At 41.6% G+C, this 18,720-nt stretch carries 16 protein-coding genes; 13 read left to right on the top strand and 3 right to left on the bottom strand.

All coding sequences use genetic code 11. The annotated features are described in order from the left end of the window. Positions 1-33 precede the first annotated feature (33 nt). The 7 genes from OGM63_RS17325 (at position 34) to OGM63_RS17295 (ending at position 7,299) form a co-directional block, all read left to right on the top strand. A complete protein-coding gene (locus OGM63_RS17325) occupies positions 34-1,098 on the top strand; it encodes a glycosyltransferase family 2 protein (protein ID WP_263746853.1) in 1,065 nt (354 codons plus the stop codon). A gap of 640 nt (positions 1,099-1,738) precedes the next feature. Continuing rightward, positions 1,739-2,524, top strand: coding sequence for a glycosyltransferase family 4 protein (locus OGM63_RS17320; RefSeq protein WP_263746852.1), 786 nt, complete (start codon positions 1,739-1,741; stop codon positions 2,522-2,524). Positions 2,525-2,529: 5 nt separating this feature from the next. Beyond that, positions 2,530-2,901 carry a glycosyltransferase family 2 protein gene (locus OGM63_RS17315; protein WP_263746851.1) on the top strand — a complete coding sequence of 124 codons (372 nt, stop codon included), beginning with the start codon at positions 2,530-2,532 and terminating at the stop codon, positions 2,899-2,901. Positions 2,902-3,023: 122 nt separating this feature from the next. Next, on the top strand, positions 3,024-4,097 hold the full coding sequence (locus OGM63_RS17310) for an acyltransferase family protein (RefSeq protein ID WP_263746850.1): 1,074 nt from the start codon (positions 3,024-3,026) through the stop codon (positions 4,095-4,097). Between the two features lie 31 nt (positions 4,098-4,128). Then, positions 4,129-5,148, top strand: a complete 1,020-nt coding sequence (locus tag OGM63_RS17305) for a glycosyltransferase family 2 protein (RefSeq protein WP_263746848.1) — start codon at positions 4,129-4,131, stop codon at positions 5,146-5,148. Positions 5,149-5,223: 75 nt separating this feature from the next. After that, a complete protein-coding gene (locus OGM63_RS17300) occupies positions 5,224-6,171 on the top strand; it encodes a glycosyltransferase (protein ID WP_263746847.1) in 948 nt (315 codons plus the stop codon). 195 nt (positions 6,172-6,366) lie between these two features. Beyond that, positions 6,367-7,299: a class I SAM-dependent methyltransferase gene (locus OGM63_RS17295; RefSeq protein WP_263746846.1), complete on the top strand. Its 933-nt coding sequence runs from the start codon at positions 6,367-6,369 to the stop codon at positions 7,297-7,299. A gap of 195 nt (positions 7,300-7,494) precedes the next feature. Here OGM63_RS17295 and OGM63_RS17290 read toward each other — a convergent pair whose 3' ends face one another. Further along, the gene (locus OGM63_RS17290) at positions 7,495-7,701 is read right to left on the bottom strand and encodes a type II toxin-antitoxin system HicB family antitoxin (protein ID WP_263746862.1); all 207 of its coding nucleotides are present in this window, start codon (positions 7,699-7,701) and stop codon (positions 7,495-7,497) included. 415 nt (positions 7,702-8,116) lie between these two features. Here OGM63_RS17290 and OGM63_RS17285 point away from each other — a divergent pair, with 415 nt between their 5' ends. The 5 genes from OGM63_RS17285 (at position 8,117) to glf (ending at position 12,999) form a co-directional block, all read left to right on the top strand. Then, entirely contained in the window at positions 8,117-8,521 is a 405-nt protein-coding gene (locus tag OGM63_RS17285) for an acyltransferase (RefSeq protein WP_263746845.1), read from the top strand. A gap of 94 nt (positions 8,522-8,615) precedes the next feature. Beyond that, positions 8,616-9,470: a glycosyltransferase family 2 protein gene (locus OGM63_RS17280; protein ID WP_263746844.1), complete on the top strand. Its 855-nt coding sequence runs from the start codon at positions 8,616-8,618 to the stop codon at positions 9,468-9,470. Positions 9,471-9,507: 37 nt separating this feature from the next. Next, the gene (locus OGM63_RS17275) at positions 9,508-10,851 is read left to right on the top strand and encodes a glycosyltransferase (protein ID WP_263746843.1); all 1,344 of its coding nucleotides are present in this window, start codon (positions 9,508-9,510) and stop codon (positions 10,849-10,851) included. A gap of 105 nt (positions 10,852-10,956) precedes the next feature. Continuing rightward, complete coding sequence (locus tag OGM63_RS17270; protein ID WP_263746842.1) at positions 10,957-11,871, top strand: hypothetical protein; 915 nt, start codon at positions 10,957-10,959, stop codon at positions 11,869-11,871. A 6-nt stretch (positions 11,872-11,877) separates the two neighbouring features. After that, positions 11,878-12,999: a UDP-galactopyranose mutase gene (gene glf / locus OGM63_RS17265; protein ID WP_263746841.1), complete on the top strand. Its 1,122-nt coding sequence runs from the start codon at positions 11,878-11,880 to the stop codon at positions 12,997-12,999. A 444-nt stretch (positions 13,000-13,443) separates the two neighbouring features. Here the strand turns inward: glf and OGM63_RS17260 are convergent, their stop codons facing one another. Continuing rightward, positions 13,444-15,378 (bottom strand): glycosyl hydrolase family 28-related protein, encoded by a 1,935-nt coding sequence (locus OGM63_RS17260; protein ID WP_263746840.1) that lies wholly within the window; start codon positions 15,376-15,378, stop codon positions 13,444-13,446. Between the two features lie 28 nt (positions 15,379-15,406). On the opposite strand from OGM63_RS17260, the gene OGM63_RS17255 reads away from it, so the two are divergent. Beyond that, complete coding sequence (locus OGM63_RS17255) at positions 15,407-15,862, top strand: hypothetical protein (RefSeq protein ID WP_263746839.1); 456 nt, start codon at positions 15,407-15,409, stop codon at positions 15,860-15,862. A 710-nt stretch (positions 15,863-16,572) separates the two neighbouring features. On the opposite strand, the gene OGM63_RS17250 is transcribed toward OGM63_RS17255, so the two are convergent. Continuing rightward, complete coding sequence (locus tag OGM63_RS17250) at positions 16,573-18,609, bottom strand: glycosyl hydrolase family 28-related protein (protein ID WP_263746838.1); 2,037 nt, start codon at positions 18,607-18,609, stop codon at positions 16,573-16,575. Positions 18,610-18,720 lie beyond the last annotated feature (111 nt).

The raw sequence follows: 18,720 nt of genomic DNA, 5'->3' as shown, positions 1-18,720 counted from the left end.
TCATAGCAAGCCAATCACTTTAAGGAGTTTACTATGAACGAGCAACATCCTTGGTTTTGGAGGAAAATACGCGCGGTAATCTCACTCTGCCGCAACCCTTCAAGGGTTATGGAGCATTATATTCGTCCTCTGATTCTAAAAACTAGCATAAGACATATTTATGGTTCAAAGAAAATAGATTATGCAATCGACGAGCTGATAGTGCTTTGTGTGGTTAGAAATGGACAATTGTACATCAAGTCATTTATTGAGCATTATCTTTCATTAGGAGTTAAGCATATAGTCTTTCTAGATAATAATTCAACGGATGACACTATCGCCATAGCACGTAATTATGACCAAGTGACTATTCTTCAAACTAAATGTCCTTACAGAAAGTATGAAGATTTAATGAAATTTTATCTAGTCAATAGATTTTCAAAGAATAAATGGAATATTTTTTCCGATATTGATGAACTATTTGACTATCCTTGCTCTAATGTTATTAGCATAAGCTCACTTCTAACCCATCTCAACAATAATTGCTACACTGCCGTTGTGACGCAAATGTTAGATTTATTTTCAGATCAAAGTTTGGCTAGCTTGAAAAGTAAAAAGGAGGATTCTCTTCAAGATATCTATACTTATTATGATATTTCTAATATTAATAAGGAAAGGTATCCTTATGGAACTGCATCAAACAAGGATGTAAACTGGCATTGGGGCGGGATTCGCAAAACTCTGTTTGGCTCTAATAATTGCTTAACAAAGGCAGCTTTGGTTTTTGTTGACCAAAAAATTAGTCTTTTTGCCAATTGTCATCAAGTTCATAATGCAAACATAGCTGATTTTACCTGCGTCTTGCTACACTACCCCTTTCTAAGTTCATTTTATGACAAGGTTAAAGATGCTGTAAAAACAGATAGATACGCTATGTCTGCCAGCCATGAATATGAAATGTATTGGAAGAGATTGGAAGAAGACCCAGCTCTTAACATTAAGCAAGAGACAGCTTGCCAACTAGAAGATGTGAACTCTTTAGTAAAGAAGAATTTTTTAGTTGTATCTGAAGATTATATGCAATGGGCTAAGAAACATAGCAAAAATGAGTCTGAGTGATGAAAACAAAGTTTGATGGCTGCGGACAGTAGGCACGGTATTTTATAGTAAAAAAAGAGGTATCAAGATGCAAAATGAATGCGATGTGGGTGGAAGACTTCACCCGATGAGTACCCAGTCTGAGCCAACGATAGCTTTGCTATCTTGTCACTACCTATTTGAGGACTTTTTTGACACCATCGGAGTTTCGTTAGAGACTTTACGCACGGAGCTGACGGGCGGGTGGATGTTTAACTACATCGATGCTCTCCGACAAGCTGGCGTGCGAACAGTATTAATCTTCGTTTCAGCCCGTGTTTCTAAGACGTTACGCTTTACGCATTTACCTACTGGCGCTACAGTATGCGTGCTGCCTGTGCCAAAGATACACCGTGCCTTTAGCTACATTACCCGTTGGAACTTTTTCTCAAAGCGAGCAGTGATCAAGAGCCTAAACTCTTACCTAATTATGCCCTTGGGGTTGCTTGCCTGCGAACTCAGACGCGAGAGTTGCGATGCCATTTTGTTTCAAGACTACGAGTACCCTAGCTTTGACATGGGCGTGCTGTTGGGGCAGTTGATGGGTTTGCCGGTATTCGCTAGTTTTCAGGGGGGTAACGGGCAGGGAAGCCGCCTGGAACGCGCCATACGCCCACTTGCGTTGCAAGTATGTGCAGGCTTACTCATCGCTACACAAACCGAGAGACAGCGGGTAAGTGAATGCTATGGGATGCCCCCTGCCAAGCTGGCACCTATTTTCAACCCAATGGACGTGACGACATGGCACGCTATTGACCGGAACGAGGCACGGGCTGCACTCGGTATCCCAATCGATGCTCGGGTGGTGGTGTGTCACGGACGAATTGATATACACCAGAAGGGGTTGGATATTCTGCTAGAGGCTTGGAATCGGATCTGCTGCGATCGCCCTGAGCGAGACCTGCGGTTGCTGCTGGTAGGAACGGGTAGCGATGCCAAGGAACTGCGCCAGCGCATTGCAACTATGGAACTGCGAGGTGTGTTATGGGTAGACAAATATGTGCGCGATCGCACCGCGCTTTGGCAATACCTCTCGGCTGCCGACGTTTATACCCTCCCATCCCGACACGAGGGTTTTCCAGTAGCACCGATTGAGGCAATGGCTTGCGGACTGCCCGTGGTAGCAGCCGATGCTCCCGGTGTGCCCGACATCCTTGAGAGGGGCGAGGCTTCAGGTGGGGTAGTAGTGCCACGCGAGAACCCGACCGCGCTGGCGTTGGCACTCGGTCGGATTTTGGATGATGAAGCTTGGGGACAAGAGTTGGGCAAGCGTGCCCGCAGTCGCGCACAAGAGTACTTTTCCCTTGAGGTGGTTGGCAAGCAAATGCGTGACTTTCTCTTTTGCCAGAAGACCCAAAGCGGTACTTCTTTACAACTTTCCAACCTTGACAAGCCAGTGATCGGCTAATCATTATGAATGAACAACATCCTTACCGGGCAACAATTCCACCCGTGCCAGAGGGCACTCCACGACCTTTGTGGTCTGTCATGATTCCCACTTATAATTGTGCAAATTATCTGCGCGAGACACTGGCTAGCGTATTAGCCCAAGATCCAGGATATGATGTCATGCAGATTGAGGTGGTTGACGATCACTCCACCAAAGATGATCCAGCGGCAGTAGTTGAAGAATTAGGTCATGGTCGCGTTAGTTTTTATCGACAACCTGAGAACGTAGGTCATATCAGAAACTTTGAAACCTGTTTGCAGCGATCGCGCGGGCATTTAATTCATCTTCTACACGGTGATGATTGCGTGCGAGAAGATTTCTCTCGTAAGCTCTAACAAGCCTTTGAGCAGAATTCAGAAATGGGTGTTGCCTTCTGTCGTAGCCTTTACCTCGTTTGAAGAAAAATTTCACTAAAATCCTGATGTCTATATCCAAAAATAGTAGTGCGTTAAAATACATGAAACAGCTTGATGGCCTTCGTGCTATTGCTGTCTTCGCAGTGCTTTATACCCACTATCTGCCTAAAAATTACTGGATATTTGGTATTTATTGGGGAGAATTGGGAGTAAAACTATTTTTTGTATTAAGCGGCTTTCTGATTACCAGCATCTTGTTAAAGTGCCGACAGTATATTGCTTCAGGGAAACAAACACGATTCTTTACCCTACGTCAATTTTACATCCGTCGCTTTTTGCGGCTCTTCCCTCTTTACTATGCAACTTTAGCTTTAGCCGCTCTTGTAAATATTCCCCCAGTGAGAGAAACAATTGCTTGGCATATTCCATATCTGTCTAATGTTTACTTTGCAATACGGGGGGACTTTTATGACTCAGTTAGTCATTTCTGGTCTTTGGCAGTAGAAGAACAGTTTTACTTGCTATTGCCGTGGCTAATCTTGTTTCTACCTAAAAAATCATTATTACCCACAATCATTATTTTAATTTTAGTTGGACCTTTGTTTAGGTTAGCAGGTCCCATAGTTGGCTTAAATCAGGTTGCAATTTGGGTATTAATGCCAAGTTCCTTAGATACTCTTGGATTAGGCTCATTGCTTGCTTATTTAAGGCATCAAGAAGAGTTGTTTAATATCTCTACTAAAAAACTAGTAAATGTATTCGTCCTAATTGGTCTTCCTCTGTGGTTATTAATTAATATAATAAATCGTATACATAGCCCTATATTGATAGCAAATATCTTGCATGATACTGCATTAGGATTAATTTTTACATGGCTAATTGCACAAGCATCGAGAGGTTTCAAAGGCATTATAGGAGATATTATGGAGTCTAAACCTTTGATTTATATAGGTAAAATTAGTTATGGTATTTACGTCATACATAACTTTATGCCATACGTGGTTCGTAAAGCATTTGATGTCTTTGGACTATCAAGCTATAACTCACAGTTAGTCATAGCACTATTCTCTACTGTCGCCACTATCATTTTAGCTACCATTTCATGGCACTTTTTAGAAAAACCAATCAATGACTTCAAGAAATTCTTTGAGTACACCCATAAAGTAGCCAATTAAATTAGGCAGAGACAAGCGCAATATAATAGTTATGAGTCAACAATACCCCTATCGAGCTACTATTCCACCCGTGCCAGAGGGCACTCCACGGACTTTGTGGTCTGTCATGATTCCCACTTATAATTGTGCAAATTATCTGCGCGAGACACTGGCTAGCGTATTAGCCCAAGATCCAGGATATGATGTCATGCAGATTGAGGTGGTTGACGATCACTCCACCAAAGATGATCCAGCGGCAGTAGTTGAAGAATTAGGTCATGGTCGCGTTAGTTTTTATCGACAACCTGAGAACGTAGGTTATATCAGAAATTTTGAAACTTGTTTGCAGCGATCGCGTGGTAAGTTGATTCATCTTCTACACGGTGATGATTGCGTCAGAGATGGCTTTTATCGCAAGCTGCAACGAGGTTTTGAAGAAAACCCTGAAGTTGGAGCTGCTTTTTGTCGTCATCTTCATATGGATGAGCATGGACACTGGACATATATTTCTTCCTTAGAAGAGCCAGAAAGCGGTATTCTGAGTAATTGGCTAGAGCAAATTGCTGTGCGGCAGCGTATTCAAACTCCATCAATTGTGGTACGACGTGATGTATACGAAAAACTTGGCGGGTATGACCGTCGCATGTCATGTTGGGGTGAAGACTGGGAAATGTGGGTTCGTATTGCTGCTTGCTACCCAGTGTGGTACGAAGTTGAGCCACTAGCTTTATACCGCACAGGTTCAGCTTCATTAACTGGACAATCTGTACGAACTGGTAAGAACATTCAAGACTTTCGTAAAGCAGTTGATATAGTGCGGGAATATTTGCCAACTGAGTGTGCTGATAAACTTACACAAACAGCATTAAGGAACTATGCATTTTATGCACTTAATACTGCAAATGAATTTTTTAGTGTAGGCGATCGTTATGCTGCCAAAAACCAACTTAGAGAAGCTTTACTATGTCATTCATCACCGTCGGTAGTTAGCTCTTCACTAAAGTTAGGTATAAAAATCTTTTTTATTAAGGTGCTATTGAAGCTAGGTTGGGCGCAGCCTGTAAATTTATAATCATAGACAATTTTACTGCTTTCTCTGGAGAAAATTTAGAAGTTTATTCTTGAACGAAGAATTAGGAATTATGTCATGGAACCAGCTATAAGTGTCATCGTCTGCACCCACAATCCTAAACGTGATTATCTCGATAAAGTATTAGCAGCGTTGAAGTCTCAAACATTGTTTTATGAACGGTGGGAACTGTTGCTTATTGACAATGCGGGTGAAAAAATACTTTCTTCAGAAATTGACCTCAGTTGGCATCCTAACGCTCGTCATGTTCGAGAAGACCAATTAGGTCTTACACCTGCCCGGTTGCGTGGAATTCGGGAAGCCCAAGCCGAAATACTGGTTTTTGTTGACGATGATAATGTTCTCGATTCCGACTATCTTGAAGTAACGTTACAAATCAGTAAAGACTTCCCATTCCTTGGTGCTTGGGGTGGGCAAATTAAGGGTGAATTTGAGAAAACACCCCCTGACTGGGCTAAACCATATTTACCACTTTTGGCTATTCGAGAATTTGAGGTAGATAAATGGTCAAACTTGCTGCACCAGCATGAAACAACTCCTTGTGGGGCTGGAATGTGTCTACGAAAAGTTGTCGCACAGAAGTATGCTGATTTACTAAAACATGATTCGGTTAGGTTAGGTTTAGATCGAAAAGGTGTAGCTCGTCAGGGTGAAATATTACTCTCTTGTGGAGATTCGGATTTAGCATTTACATCCTGTGACATTGGTTTAGGCACGGGACAGTTTACGGCTTTGAAGCTGATACATTTAATGCCAGCCAGTCGTTTGACTGAAGAATATCTAATTAGATTAGTTGAAGGGGGAGCATATTCTCTCCTAATCTTAGATTCCTTTCGAGGTAAAACTCCAACCCCACCGATTACGTCGTGGCAGCAAAAAATACTTGCATATTTGAAAAGTTGGAAGATGAATCCGAAGGATCGCCGCTTTTATCAGGCAAGAAAAAGAGGAGAAGCTTTAGCGATTCAAGAAATTTTGAAATTTAATAAATCTGCGATCGCATGAGTTAAAATTGTCAAGTGATCGCACGAGGCAGAGTACACCCTAGAACTTCAGGCACAGCGATACCTTGATTTGTATCGCCAGATTTTAGAGAAACAGGGACGAACATTGGCTAATAAGTGTTGATTTAGAGGTGGGCGATCGCTATCTACATACAAAAGCAATTTCAAACCAATATAGTAACTAAAACAAATAATCATGAGCCAACTTAAAACATTAGTTAGTAGTATTCCTGGATTTCGTAACTTGTATCGTTTATTACAACATGGTTACGACTTTGATAAGTTATACTCCTCTCCATTTCTACGCATTTTTCCACCTGGTCATTTCTATTCGCCTATTCCTAGTCTTAATGATATAAATAGCAGAGAAAATTTAATTTTTAGGCGGGAGAAAGAGTGTCCAGGCGTAGACTTAAGAGAGGAAGACCAACTCAAAATACTTGAGGAGCTTGCACTCTACTATGAGGAATTACCTTTTCCAGAACTACAAAGCACGTCTAGCCGATATTACTACCAAAATACTTTTTTCTGCTACTCAGATGCTATCATCCTATATGGTATGCTGCGTCATTTTAAGCCAAAAAAAGTGATTGAGATAGGGTCTGGCTTTTCCTCAGCAGTGATGCTGGATACTAATGATGCCTTTTTGGGTAGTGCTACAAATTTCGCGTTCATCGAACCATATCCTGAACGACTTTACAGCTTATTAAACGAAAAGGATAAGCGCCAGCATAAAGTAATTGAGAAACCAGTTCAAGAAGTTGAACTTGAGTTATTTCAAACGCTAGATGCAGGTGACATCTTGTTTGTGGATTCGTCACACGTAGTTAAAATTGGCAGTGATGTTGCACATATCATCTTTGAGATCCTGCCACGGCTTAAGCCTGGAGTAATTATACACTTCCACGATGTTTTTTATTCTTTCGAGTATCCAAAAGAGTGGGTTAAAGAGGGAAGAGCGTGGAATGAAGATTACTTTTTAAGAGCTTTTCTTCAATACAATCCAGTATTTCACATCTTATACTTCAACTCATTCATGGGAGAGTTTCATCGGGATAAGCTTGAGCGCAATATGCCTTTATGTTTACGCAATACTGGTGGTAGCTTGTGGATGAAGAAAGCTGTATAAAATCTACGTACCAGTCAAAATTGTCAAGCGATCGCTCTCTCAGAGTACACCCTAGAACTTCAGGCACAGCGATACCTTGATTTGTATCGCCAGATTTTAGAGAAACAGGAACGAAAATTAGCTTATTCGTGTTGATTTAGAGGTGGGCGATCGCTTTTTATTACAAATCTTCTTCAGCGTAGAGACTATTCTGTGCTACGTCTGTTGGGGTTTTGGACAACGCATATTTAATTTTCTTTTTCTAGGTCTATTAACGACCTCAAGCCATCCTTCAATCGCATCCTTGAGATTAGCCATTAACTCTTCCCAAGTATCACCCTCAGTAATACAACCAGGTAGAGCAGGAACCTCCGCCCAATATCCACCTTCTTCAGCTTGGTGAACAATTGCCTTAAACTTCATGCCGAATGTTTCTATTAAAAACTTCAACTCTATGCTATCAGCGATCGCCAGCGTCAAAAACCTCCTCTAGCCTGGAATGGCAGGTGCATCTACACCTGAGTTAAAAATGTCGAGCGATCGCCCGATTGGAATATCCATCAAAACTACAAGTTCCGCGATACATAAGAGTTATACCGTCAACATTACAAACTTAAGTGCATTTTTTCAGTATTTATCCGGTTTTAGTTAACAGAAAGTGTATAAAGTAACAAAGCTGTTCTGTCATTCAAAATTTGCTATGAGTAAATTCAATGAAATGAAAGCTGGGTTGAAATTTTTGCTCTCATATTGTCTCATGAGATTTCCTTCACAAACCATTAGGCATCACCTTATCCGGTCATGGGGAATGAAATTGGGCGCTGGAAGTCTTATTTATATGGGTGCCGAGATACGTGACCCGCATAACATAACAATCGGAACAAAAACAACAATCGGACATAACTGCACTTTAGATGGACGAGGAGGTTTACAAATTGGTAACAACGTCAACTTTTCCTCTGAGGTCATGATCTGGACAATGCAACACGATCCACAGTGTTCCAATTTCGGAATTGAGTCAAGTCCTGTTGTGATTGAAGATTACGCCTGGATTAGTTGTCGCTCTGTTATTTTGCCAGGAGTAACTGTTGGCAAAGGCTCTATTGTCGCAGCAGGAGCAGTCGTTACAAAATCAGTTGAACCACATACGATTGTTGGCGGTGTTCCTGCAAAGCCTATCGGCAAACGGAATGAAAATCTAGAGTATACATTGGGAAACCAAGGGGCAATTTGGTTTGTATAAAAATATTAAATTACCATAACTAATATTATACAGATGAAAGGAGTAAATTTCTAAATTATTAATAAAGCGTCCATTATCTTAGGTAAACAACACTATGATCAGCATCATCACACCAGTTTACAACGGAGAAAGATTCATTGAAGCCTGCATCAAGGTTGTCATTGAACAAAACTGCCCTGACGTTGAACACATAATTGTAGATGGTGGTTCAACAGACCGCACTGTAGAAATCATCAAACAATATGTAGAAAATTTTTCACATATCCGTTGGATATGTGAAAAAGATAAGGGACAGTCTGATGCAATGAACAAGGGAATTGCAATGGCAAAAGGAGAAATTTTAGCAATCCTCAATGTTGATGATTATTATGAACTAAATGTTTTAAATCGGGTATCAGACATATTTAAAACTCTACCAGAACCAAGCCTGCTAGTTGGTAATTGTAAAATTTGGGATGATAATCATAACCTTATGTATATCAATAAACCAGCCAAGCTAAAACTGACAGACCTACTTTTAGGTTTTAAAGTAAATCCTCATCCCATGAATCCGTCAGCTTATTTTTACCACACTTCACTACATCAAAATATCGGACTCTACAAAGTTGATGAACACTATCTAATGGACTTAGATTTTTTACTTAAAGCAGTCCAATCTGCAAAAGTAAACTATGTAGATGAAACTTGGGGAAATTATCAGCAAATTGAGGGTACTAAAACCGTCAATGATATAAAAAGCGGACAAAGTGGCTTCCGCGCAGAACAATTATTAAAAGCGTATAGACAAAAATTACCTTTATTTCAAAAGTGCCAAATAACTTTTAAATACCAATTATATAATACCAAACTTTGGCAAAGCTGTAAGTATTTTTTAAATAATCCTGATAAGTTACTACCAAACGTTAAACTTAGGCTTTTTCAAGCGCTGAATTTAGCTTCAAAAACTTAATACCTGTAAGTAACCTTAAAAGAGTAAAAAACTAGATATGCATAAATCTTTAAAGATCCAAATAATTAGTAGAACTCCACCATATAGCCACTTTGGTGGCACTGCATATCTGCTGGACTTCATACGCTACTTACACAAAAAAGGCTTTCAAATTGAATACACAATAATTAGTTCAACACCTGGTGGCAAAACTCCCTGGTATGTCATTCCCTCTTCCTTCAGAGAATTTGTTAATATGTCTGCCAGCGGTAATTTTCCCATTAAATTTATTTTATTGAGATTCAGACCATTTTTGGACTGGATTTTTGTCCCACCACGACTGCTCTACAATTATCTGTTACCAAATTTTGTCAAGAGTATTTACCGCGCTATAAAAAAAAGACAACAACAAGAGAAGTTACACACAATTGCTACCATAAATAATAACCAGATAGAAGCTGTAGATACGCTGCCAACTCCAGAAGAATTAGCATTTGTTAAATCAGAATTTAATAGAGTTAAACCAGACGTTGTAATTGCCAATTATGCTTGGTTAGGTTCTGTCTTAGATGTTCTTCCCGCGAAGACCTCGGTTGTCAAAGTAATACTAACTCATGATGTACTTCATCAACGAGTAGCACATTTTAAGCAAGTAGGAACAGCCTCACGTCATTCAAACTGGGATTGGGAAAACGAAGCAATTCAACTCCGCAAGGCTCATATACTGCTTGCAATTCAATCAGAAGAAGCTAAGACCTTTAAGGAAATGGCTCCTCTGTCTGACGTGATTTGTATGCCAATGTCTGCCACTTGCAAGACTTACCCCTCCAGCCAAGTAAGAGGTCGCTGCTTATTCGTAGGCAGTGATTCCCCCCACAATGTACATGGTCTCCAGTGGTTTCTAGAAAAAGTGTGGCATTTAGTTCTGGAACTAAATCCTCACAGTAATCTGCACGTTTGTGGAGCAGTAGGTGAAAAGATTCAAGGCACATTTCCCAACGTGAAGTTTCTTGGCAAGGTTGACGATCTCAGTGCTGAATATGGTGTGGCTGAAGTTTGTCTAGTCCCATTATTAGCTGGTAGTGGTCTTAAAATTAAGCTCGTAGAGGCACTTTCTTATAGTCGTGCCTGTGTTGCAACTACTATTGGTGCTCAGGGACTTCAGGAAATTGTAGACAAAGCTATCTTACTGGCAGACACACCTAATGACTTTGCCGCAGCCATACATCAGATCCTGACAAACCCTGACAAACGCAGATTTATGGAAGAGCAAGCTCAAGCTTACGTTATTAACAGACTGTCCCCTGAGTCAGTATATCAACCTTTCGTAGAGCGAATCCATCAACATTTATACCAGCAGGCTACAGAATTGCAAATAACTGAAATTGCGAAAGTCAGTTAAGACCTTGATAAACATAACAATAAAAACAGTAAAATAAATATGGCAGACAAACTTCATGTGAGATTAAAAAGGCTGCTGAACCAGCATAATTGGCCACTTTGGCTCATGACTAGAGTAGTCCGCAAGTTGAATCAAAAGTTGATTCAGTGGCTAAATTTTAGGGGTTCTCATACATTCATCGATAGAAGCAAAGGGTCTGAACGTCTTTTGATAGTGCTTGCTGGTTACAAAAGTTTTCTCTGGCCCCTAACTTTGAGTAGAATTGCTAAATTTGTCCCGTCAGATGTTGATATCTGTATCCTTTCCTCTGGATTGTATTCTGAACCGCTAGCACAAATGGCAGCAGAGCATGGCTGGTCTTACCTCTACACAAAAGCTAACAAGGTTTCACTAGTTCAAAACCTAGCGATCGCCAAACATACAAAAGCCCAATGGATATACAAATTGGACGAAGATATTTTCATCTCCGAAAACTTTTGTGAAAAACTATTAGAGGGATATTTATACGTCAAGAAGGAGGGTTTATATAACCCAGGCTTTTGTGCCCCCTTACTTAACATTAACGGCTATTCATACATTAGCTTTCTTAGAAGTATCAATGCTGATGATGAATACAAAGCTAAATTTGGCGAATTCAAACACGCAGTTAACGGAATTAAAGCTTTTTATGATGGTGAAGCTGCTAAATGGTTGTGGGAAAAAAGCCTCCCATTTGATGAAGTGGCTCAATATATTGCTTCTCAACCTTTTAAATACTCAGCATCACCTCATCGGTTTAGTATTGGAGCCATTCTTTTTGAAAGAGAGTTTTGGGAAGCAATAGGTGGTCTTAGAGTTTCCCTTCAAGAAGGTTGCCTTGGTATAGATGAAGAATATCTCTGTAAAGACTGTACTGAGATGTCCAGAGTCATAGTTGTTATTCAAAATTTGTTTGCTGGACATTTTTCATTTGGACCTCAAACATCTGCCATGACAGAGTATTTACCAGAAATATATCCTCAACTTTGCCTCAAGGAGTAATAAGTCATGAAATTTGATTGGTTAATTATTGGAGCAGGCTATTCAGCTTGTGTTATGGCTGAACGAATTGCTAATCAGCTAGGACAAAGAGTGCTAATTGTAGAACAGCGAAACCACATTGGTGGCAATGCTTACGACTACTACAACGAGCATGGAATTTTAGTCCACAAATACGGTCCCCATATCTTCCACACCAAATCTAAAAAAGTTTGGGATTACCTATCTCAATTTACCGAGTGGAGACATTACTATCACCATGTTCTAGGAGTAGTTGAAGGCAAAAAAGTCCCCATCCCCTTTAATCTAAATTCTCTATACGCCCTTTTTCCACCCCGCTATGCAGAGAAGCTAGAAAATTTACTCCTAGAAAACTTTGGTTTTGGGGTCAAAGTACCCATTCTAAAACTGCGTGAAAGCGCGAGTGGTGACTTAACCTTCCTGGCTGATTACATTTATGAAAATGTCTTTCTCCGCTACACCATGAAGCAGTGGGGAGTGAAACCAGAAGAGCTAGACCGGGGAGTTACAGGACGTGTTCCAGTCTACATCAGTCGGGATGACCGTTATTTTCAAGACCCCTACCAAGCTATGCCCAAGCTTGGCTACACCGAAATGTTCGGTAAAATGCTGGATCACCCCAACATAAAGGTGCTCTTGAACACAGATTACCGTGAAGTCATTAACGACATCAAGTTTAACCGGATACTCTGCACTGGTCCGATTGATACCTTCTTCGATTATATGTATGGTGAATTGCCCTATCGTAGCTTGCGCTTTCAATTTGAGACTTTAGATCAAGAGCACTATCAAGAAGTTGGTACAGTTAACTATCCTAACGATTACGACATCACCCGCATCACCGAGCAGAAATACCTGTCAGGACAAACCTCACCCAAAACTACTTTGGTGATGGAATATCCCCAAGCTTATGTACCAGGGAAAAACGACCCCTATTACCCCATCCTGAATGAGGATAACCGTGGGCGTCTAGACCTTTACCTCAAAGAAATAGAGAAACTCAACGGTACTGTACTGTTTGCAGGGCGACTTGCAGATTACAAGTATTACGACATGGATCAAGCAGTACTGCGAGCATTAGGCTTGTTTGAGAAAGAAGTGGCGCAGTGAGTCAATAGACATAGAAAGTGAAAACCGCTATATGCGTTATCCAAACCCCAAGAGACTACCAAGTGCTACGTCTCTACATTCATTTTCACACCTATGTCTAATAGACAAACGTCGTGGAAAAGAATGTAGAGACGCGAAATTTCGCGTCTCTACAAGGGTTTGGTTGACGCATATAGCGGTTTTCAAATAGGTCAATCAGGATTTACACACGAGAACCCAGCTTTTAATGCACCTGATTCAAAGCCCGCGACTAATCGCGGGCTTTGTTTGTAGCTCCAGTCTTCTAGTAGTCTGTCAAGGTTAAATTGATTGGTAGTGCGAGCAAGATGCTCCCACTACCCATCAGTCAAAATGAATTTGACAGACTACTAGACTGGCGAGAAAGAGGTTTTTAACGAGAATTTGTGATTAAAACTACGACTCTCAAACCTCTAATTTTCTCCTTTACTGCCCTCCTACGTAGAGCGGCACTGTACTACCATTAGTGTATTGGAAAACCTGATCGCCAGTGAGTTGACGGCTTTGAGATCCCTGTGTTTCTTGAACCTGAATCTGGAAATCGTTAGTTCCATACTTTCTTGTGGCATAAGAGAGTGTAACCTGAGAATTGTCATTGATAAAAGCGATCGCATTAGATGACACGCTTTGAGTGACGTACAAGAGCGCTCCCAATAACTCGGTTGCACCACCTCCTTTGGTATGGATCACAGTGTTGACATTACCTCCTTCGGTCTTAAGACCTAATACCCAGAGCTTCCCGCCATTATTGAATATCTTCTGATTAGTACCTTCAGGGTTAAGTTGACGCGCCCATACCTGTTGCGGATGCTCAAAGCGCCAAGTTTCTCCGGATACATTCTCAACAAAGAGCTTTCCGGCTCCTGGCGTGTTCCGAAACACATACTTCTGGTCGGTAGTTCTCCATGAGCAGCAGCCCATATCTTTCAAAAACAGTGTTCGGGAACTGGCATGTTCAAAACCAATCAATCCAGGTGAGGCATCTGGAGTAATATTTGTGATACCAACACGTTCAATGGTCACATCAGGTGCTGTTCCATCCTCAATCCGAAAGAATGGTTTCGGATTGTTTGCATCCCCAAAAGCTCTTCCACCAGGAGAAAGCGTAGCATTCGTTGCAATGATTTTGCGAACATTACCCCTGACGTGTAAGGTATCACTCACATAGTAGCGACCAGGTGGAATGTAAACGGTGGATTTTCCTGAATCAAGGGCGTTTTGAATTGCAGCCGTATCATCGCCCCATTCTTCGCCACCATCTGCTGCTTTCCCTCTTGCACCAAAATCCTCAATGTTTGCCCAGTTTGAGAGATTATTATCATGAAAGCTTGGAGGCTCCTCAACTGGAAGATTGAGAGAGGTCTTTGCCGAAGATGTAAACAAACTAAAAGGAGTGTTTGAGGTATATTCCTTGACCGTAGTTTCCGGCAAGACCTTGTTATCTTGCATAATTGCAGACAAATAACCTGACGAACTGACATTGCGGGCAAACATAGGGCTATTGCTCTCGATAGCACTTACTAACGGATTATTGCCATAAAGCTCGGCATCAAGAAGGGTTATAAGACCCGTCATGCCTGTGCTACGTATCGCCGGCACACTATTGCTGCTCCAGAGGTCTCGTATTGCGACAATATTTCCCGAATTCTCTAAACCGACAGTTTTCTGATTGCAAAGACTAATGTGTTCGAGAGTCATACCGTTGACCTCGCCGGCAATACGAATACCACGATCAAAGCCTTCTACAACGAGGTTTTTGACCAGAGCAGGACCAATCCACTTTCGAGTTATCTCAAGCCCGACAAGTCCTCTCCCTTGAAGTGTGACATTGCGAACCGCACCCATGTTGTTGCCTAAATAATCGAGTGCGATCGCTCCACGGTTATTACCAGTGTCAATGGTCAGGTCTTCAATGTAGTTTGCAAAAGCCTCGTTCCCCTCTCCCTTACCCGAATAGTCCTTTCCTCCGGCGTAAGCATCTGTGGTATAGAGTCCCGATGCGGTATAGACTAATGCTCTAGGGTTGCTAGGATCGTTATAACTAGGTGCATTGTCCTTCAACCGAATAATAGTTTTGGTGCGGTTTTGTCCTTGGAGCCTTAGCTGCGATTGCCATTTACCGTTCGTGTCTTTCCATTCTAGGCGATCGCTCACAAGATAAGTTCCTTCAGGGAAATAGACAACTCTATTTGTACCCACGTTCTCCCGAATCGCTTTTAGGATTGCCTGAGTATCATCTGTGACACCATCACCTCTGGCTCCATATTGAGTCTTAACATTAATCACCATATTTTCGGGAAAAAGCTTATCCTCCGAACTATTGGCACTGACACATCTATTTTCTCCTGGGTTGACAGCCACCTTCTCAGAAACCCCTAATTGAGAGGGGATGTTTGCACTAAGTGTCGGTTCGTTAACGAAAGCAGCAGGAGAAAGTACTGCTATCCCACACATGATGGAAAGTTTAGAAAATGTCTTCTTTCTGTGCTTAAACTTTGTCGCAACTATTTTGCTAGGTGTCGGTTCGTTAACCTCAGCAACAGAAGAAAGTTCTGCTATCCCACACATGATGGAAAGTTTAGACAATATCTTCTTTCTGCGTTTAAACTTTGTCGCAACTATTTTGCTAGGTGTAGGTTCATTAACGTCAGCAACAGAAGAAAGTTCTGTTATTCCACACATGATGGAAAGTTTAGACAATATCTTCTTTCTGCGTTTAAACTTTGTCACAACTACCTCGCTTCTTAATAGGGAACTTATTTTGACGCTTCCCCGTCTCTTAGTTTCGCTAGAGGTGGGGATTCGTCCATCACCGGACATTAGACATCTGCTGCAAAAGATGTAAAGACGTGAAATTTCACTTCTCTACAAGGGTTTCGGGCAACGCATAATAAAACAACGGTCGATGTCCATTAGAACTGTTCATTTCTGGGAGGCAGTCACTAAACCAAATATCCATCCAATGAAACAAAATATTGAGCCTATCTTAGATAGACGATAGAGTTTAATGTCGGCAAAAATTTGAGGATGACTGGGAATATTTGTGTGGGCTCCACGGTAAACCAAAGTATTCAGCCTGAATACTTGCTTTTTTTTTGGTAGACTCGTTTTTTGCACCTAAACTAAGATTAAAGCATAGAGCGGGAACATCTCACTTCTGCAAAACTACTGAATAGTTGCAGGATGATAAATACACAGTACTAACTTCGATCGAGTTAATGACCGCTGAATAAAAGCAACAGCTATTAGAAAAAGTAACAGAAATCGCGTCAATTCTGTTGTGGGATCTACTATTAAGGTGCTTTTTTGGCGATCGCCAATCTATTTTAGATTGGGTGGCGTTGCTGATTTCATGTATAAAAATGATTTTGCCTAGTATCAGAACCGTTGTAGAGACGCGATACCCTTGCATCTCTACATTCAGATTCATACTGGGATTCGGCGTTTTTTTTGTAAACCAGCCCAGAGGCTCGAATTGTTTGTATTGCGATCTCACTAGAGACAGTTCAGGGCTACTAAAAGCCCACACAGACCTGACGGTAGAGTGTGGGTAGTTTACTGCCCTCCTACATAAAGCGGCACCGCACGTCCATTACCGTGTCCAAGGAGCCGATTGCGAGTGAGTTGAGAACGCTTAAACCCCCGTGTTTCTTGAACATGAATCTGGAAGTCGTTGGCTCCGTAGCTAATAGTGGCATAAGAGAGTGTAACTTGAGAGTTGTCATTGATAAAAGCGATTTGATTTGGTGAAACGTTCCCCGTCACGTACAAGAGCGCTCCAAATAACTCGCTGACACCACCTCCTTTAGTATGGATAACAGTGTTGACATTACCTCCTTCAGTCTTCAAACCTAACACCCAGAGTTTTCCGCCGTTATTAAATATCTTCTCACTACTACCTTCAGGGTTAAGCTGACGTGCCCATACCTGTTGAGGATGCTCAAATTGCCAACCTTCAGCGGATACATCTTCAATAAAGAGCTTTCCGGCTCCTGGCTTGTTCCGAAATACATACTTTTGATCGTTCGGTCTCAATGAGCAGCAAGTCACATCCTTCAAAAATAATGTTCGGGAGGTGGCTTGTTCAAAACCAATAAGTCCAGCTTGTGGTGGGGCTTGTTGAACAAGATTTAGAACACTAACATGTTCAATGGTGACGTCAGTTGCTGTTCCATCCTCAATCCGAAAGAACGGTTTCGGATTATTTATATCTCCAAAAGCTGTCCCACCAGGAGAAAACGTAGCACCCATCGCAAAGATTTTGCGAACATTTCCCCTAACATGTAGGGTATCACTCACAAAATAGCGACCTGGTGGAATATAAATAGTGGATTTTCGAGAATCAAGTGCCTTTTGAATCGCAACTGTATCGTCCCCCCATTCATCGCTTCCATCGGGGTTTTTCCCTTTTGCACCAAAATCCTCAACGTTTGCCCAATTTGAGAGATTATTATCATGGAAGCTTGGCGACTCCTTAATCGGAAGATTGAGAGAGGTGTTTGCGGAAGATTTAAACAAAGTAAAAGGAGCGTTGGAGGTAAACTCCCTAATCTTTGTCCCCTTTACGACCTTATTATCTTGCATAATTGCTGACCGATAACCAGATGAGCGGACATTCCGAGCAAACATACGGCTATTATTCTCAATAGCACTTACCGAGTGACTGCTGCCACGAAGATCCGCGTCGAGAAGGGTAATAAGGCTCGTGCTGTTGGTGTTGCGTACCGCTGGGACACTATTGCTGCTTGAGAGGTTTCGGATAGCTACAACATTTCCTAAATTCTCTAGACCAACAGTTTTTTGATTGCAAAGATTAATATGCTCAAGAGTAATACCATTGACCTCGCCGGCAATACGAATACCATAATCAAAGCCTTCGACAAAGACGTTCTTGATTAGAGCAGGACCAATCCATTTGCGAGTCATGTCAAGACCGACGAGTCCTCTCCCTTGAAGTGTGACATTGCGAACCGCACCGATGTTGTTAGCTAAATAATCGAGTGCGATCGCTCCACGGTTATTACCAGTGTCAATTGTCAGGTCTTCGATGTAGTTGGCAAACGCCTCGTTCCCCTCTCCCTTAGCTGGATAGTCCTTTCCGCCGCCGTTAGGCTGTTCTATGTAGAGTCCTGACGCGGTGTAGACTACTGCTCTAGGGTTACTGGTAGAGTTGTAACCAGGTGCATTGTTCTTCAACCGAATAATAGTGGTGGCACGGTTCTGTCCTTGGAGCCATAGCTGCGATTGCCATTTACCGTTTGTGTCTTTCCACTCTAGGCGATCGCTCACCAAATATGTCCCTTGAGGAAAGTAGAGAATTTTGTTTTTCCCCACATTCTCCCGCATTGCCTTCTGGATTGCTTGAGTATCATCTGTAACACCATCTCCCTTTGCTGCATAGCGGGTCTTAACATTAACCACTAAATTATCGGGAAAGAGCTTATCCTGTGTTGAGCTAGTACCAATGATGCATGGATTCTTGGCTTGAGTGAGAGACTTGTCTGCAAAAATCCCTGACACAGAAGAAAGTCTGGGGTTTGTGACAGCAAACACAAAAGAAAGTAGTATTATCCCACAGATGATGGCAAGCATAGAGGAGACTCTCCTTCTGCGCTTAATCTTTATCATAACTACCTCGTTTCTTGCTACAGAAGTTCTGTTTGATTGTCCCCCGTCTCCACTGTAACTAAAGACGGGTGATTT

It is taken from the genome of Plectonema radiosum NIES-515 (genome assembly GCF_025753815.1).
Classification (GTDB): Bacteria; Cyanobacteriota; Cyanobacteriia; order Cyanobacteriales; family Nostocaceae; genus Hassallia; species Hassallia radiosum_A.
The sequence above is the reverse complement of the archived record's forward strand: the minus strand, read 5'-3'. Positions and strand labels throughout refer to the sequence as shown.

Excerpts from the sequence above, each read along its gene's own strand:
- OGM63_RS17325 (WP_263746853.1), top strand. The coding sequence starts at position 34 with ATGAACGAGCAACATCCTTGGTTTTGGAGGAAAATACGCGCGGTAATC.
- OGM63_RS17315 (WP_263746851.1), top strand. The coding sequence starts at position 2,530 with ATGAATGAACAACATCCTTACCGGGCAACAATTCCACCCGTGCCAGAG.
- OGM63_RS17310 (WP_263746850.1), top strand. The coding sequence starts at position 3,024 with ATGAAACAGCTTGATGGCCTTCGTGCTATTGCTGTCTTCGCAGTGCTT.
- OGM63_RS17305 (WP_263746848.1), top strand. The coding sequence starts at position 4,129 with ATGAGTCAACAATACCCCTATCGAGCTACTATTCCACCCGTGCCAGAG.
- OGM63_RS17300 (WP_263746847.1), top strand. The coding sequence starts at position 5,224 with ATGGAACCAGCTATAAGTGTCATCGTCTGCACCCACAATCCTAAACGT.
- OGM63_RS17295 (WP_263746846.1), top strand. The coding sequence starts at position 6,367 with ATGAGCCAACTTAAAACATTAGTTAGTAGTATTCCTGGATTTCGTAAC.
- OGM63_RS17290 (WP_263746862.1), bottom strand. The coding sequence starts at position 7,701 with ATGAAGTTTAAGGCAATTGTTCACCAAGCTGAAGAAGGTGGATATTGG.
- OGM63_RS17285 (WP_263746845.1), top strand. The coding sequence starts at position 8,117 with ATGGGTGCCGAGATACGTGACCCGCATAACATAACAATCGGAACAAAA.
- OGM63_RS17280 (WP_263746844.1), top strand. The coding sequence starts at position 8,616 with ATGATCAGCATCATCACACCAGTTTACAACGGAGAAAGATTCATTGAA.
- OGM63_RS17275 (WP_263746843.1), top strand. The coding sequence starts at position 9,508 with ATGCATAAATCTTTAAAGATCCAAATAATTAGTAGAACTCCACCATAT.
- OGM63_RS17270 (WP_263746842.1), top strand. The coding sequence starts at position 10,957 with ATGACTAGAGTAGTCCGCAAGTTGAATCAAAAGTTGATTCAGTGGCTA.
- glf (WP_263746841.1), top strand. The coding sequence starts at position 11,878 with ATGAAATTTGATTGGTTAATTATTGGAGCAGGCTATTCAGCTTGTGTT.
- OGM63_RS17255 (WP_263746839.1), top strand. The coding sequence starts at position 15,407 with ATGTTTGCACTAAGTGTCGGTTCGTTAACGAAAGCAGCAGGAGAAAGT.
- OGM63_RS17250 (WP_263746838.1), bottom strand. The coding sequence starts at position 18,609 with ATGCTTGCCATCATCTGTGGGATAATACTACTTTCTTTTGTGTTTGCT.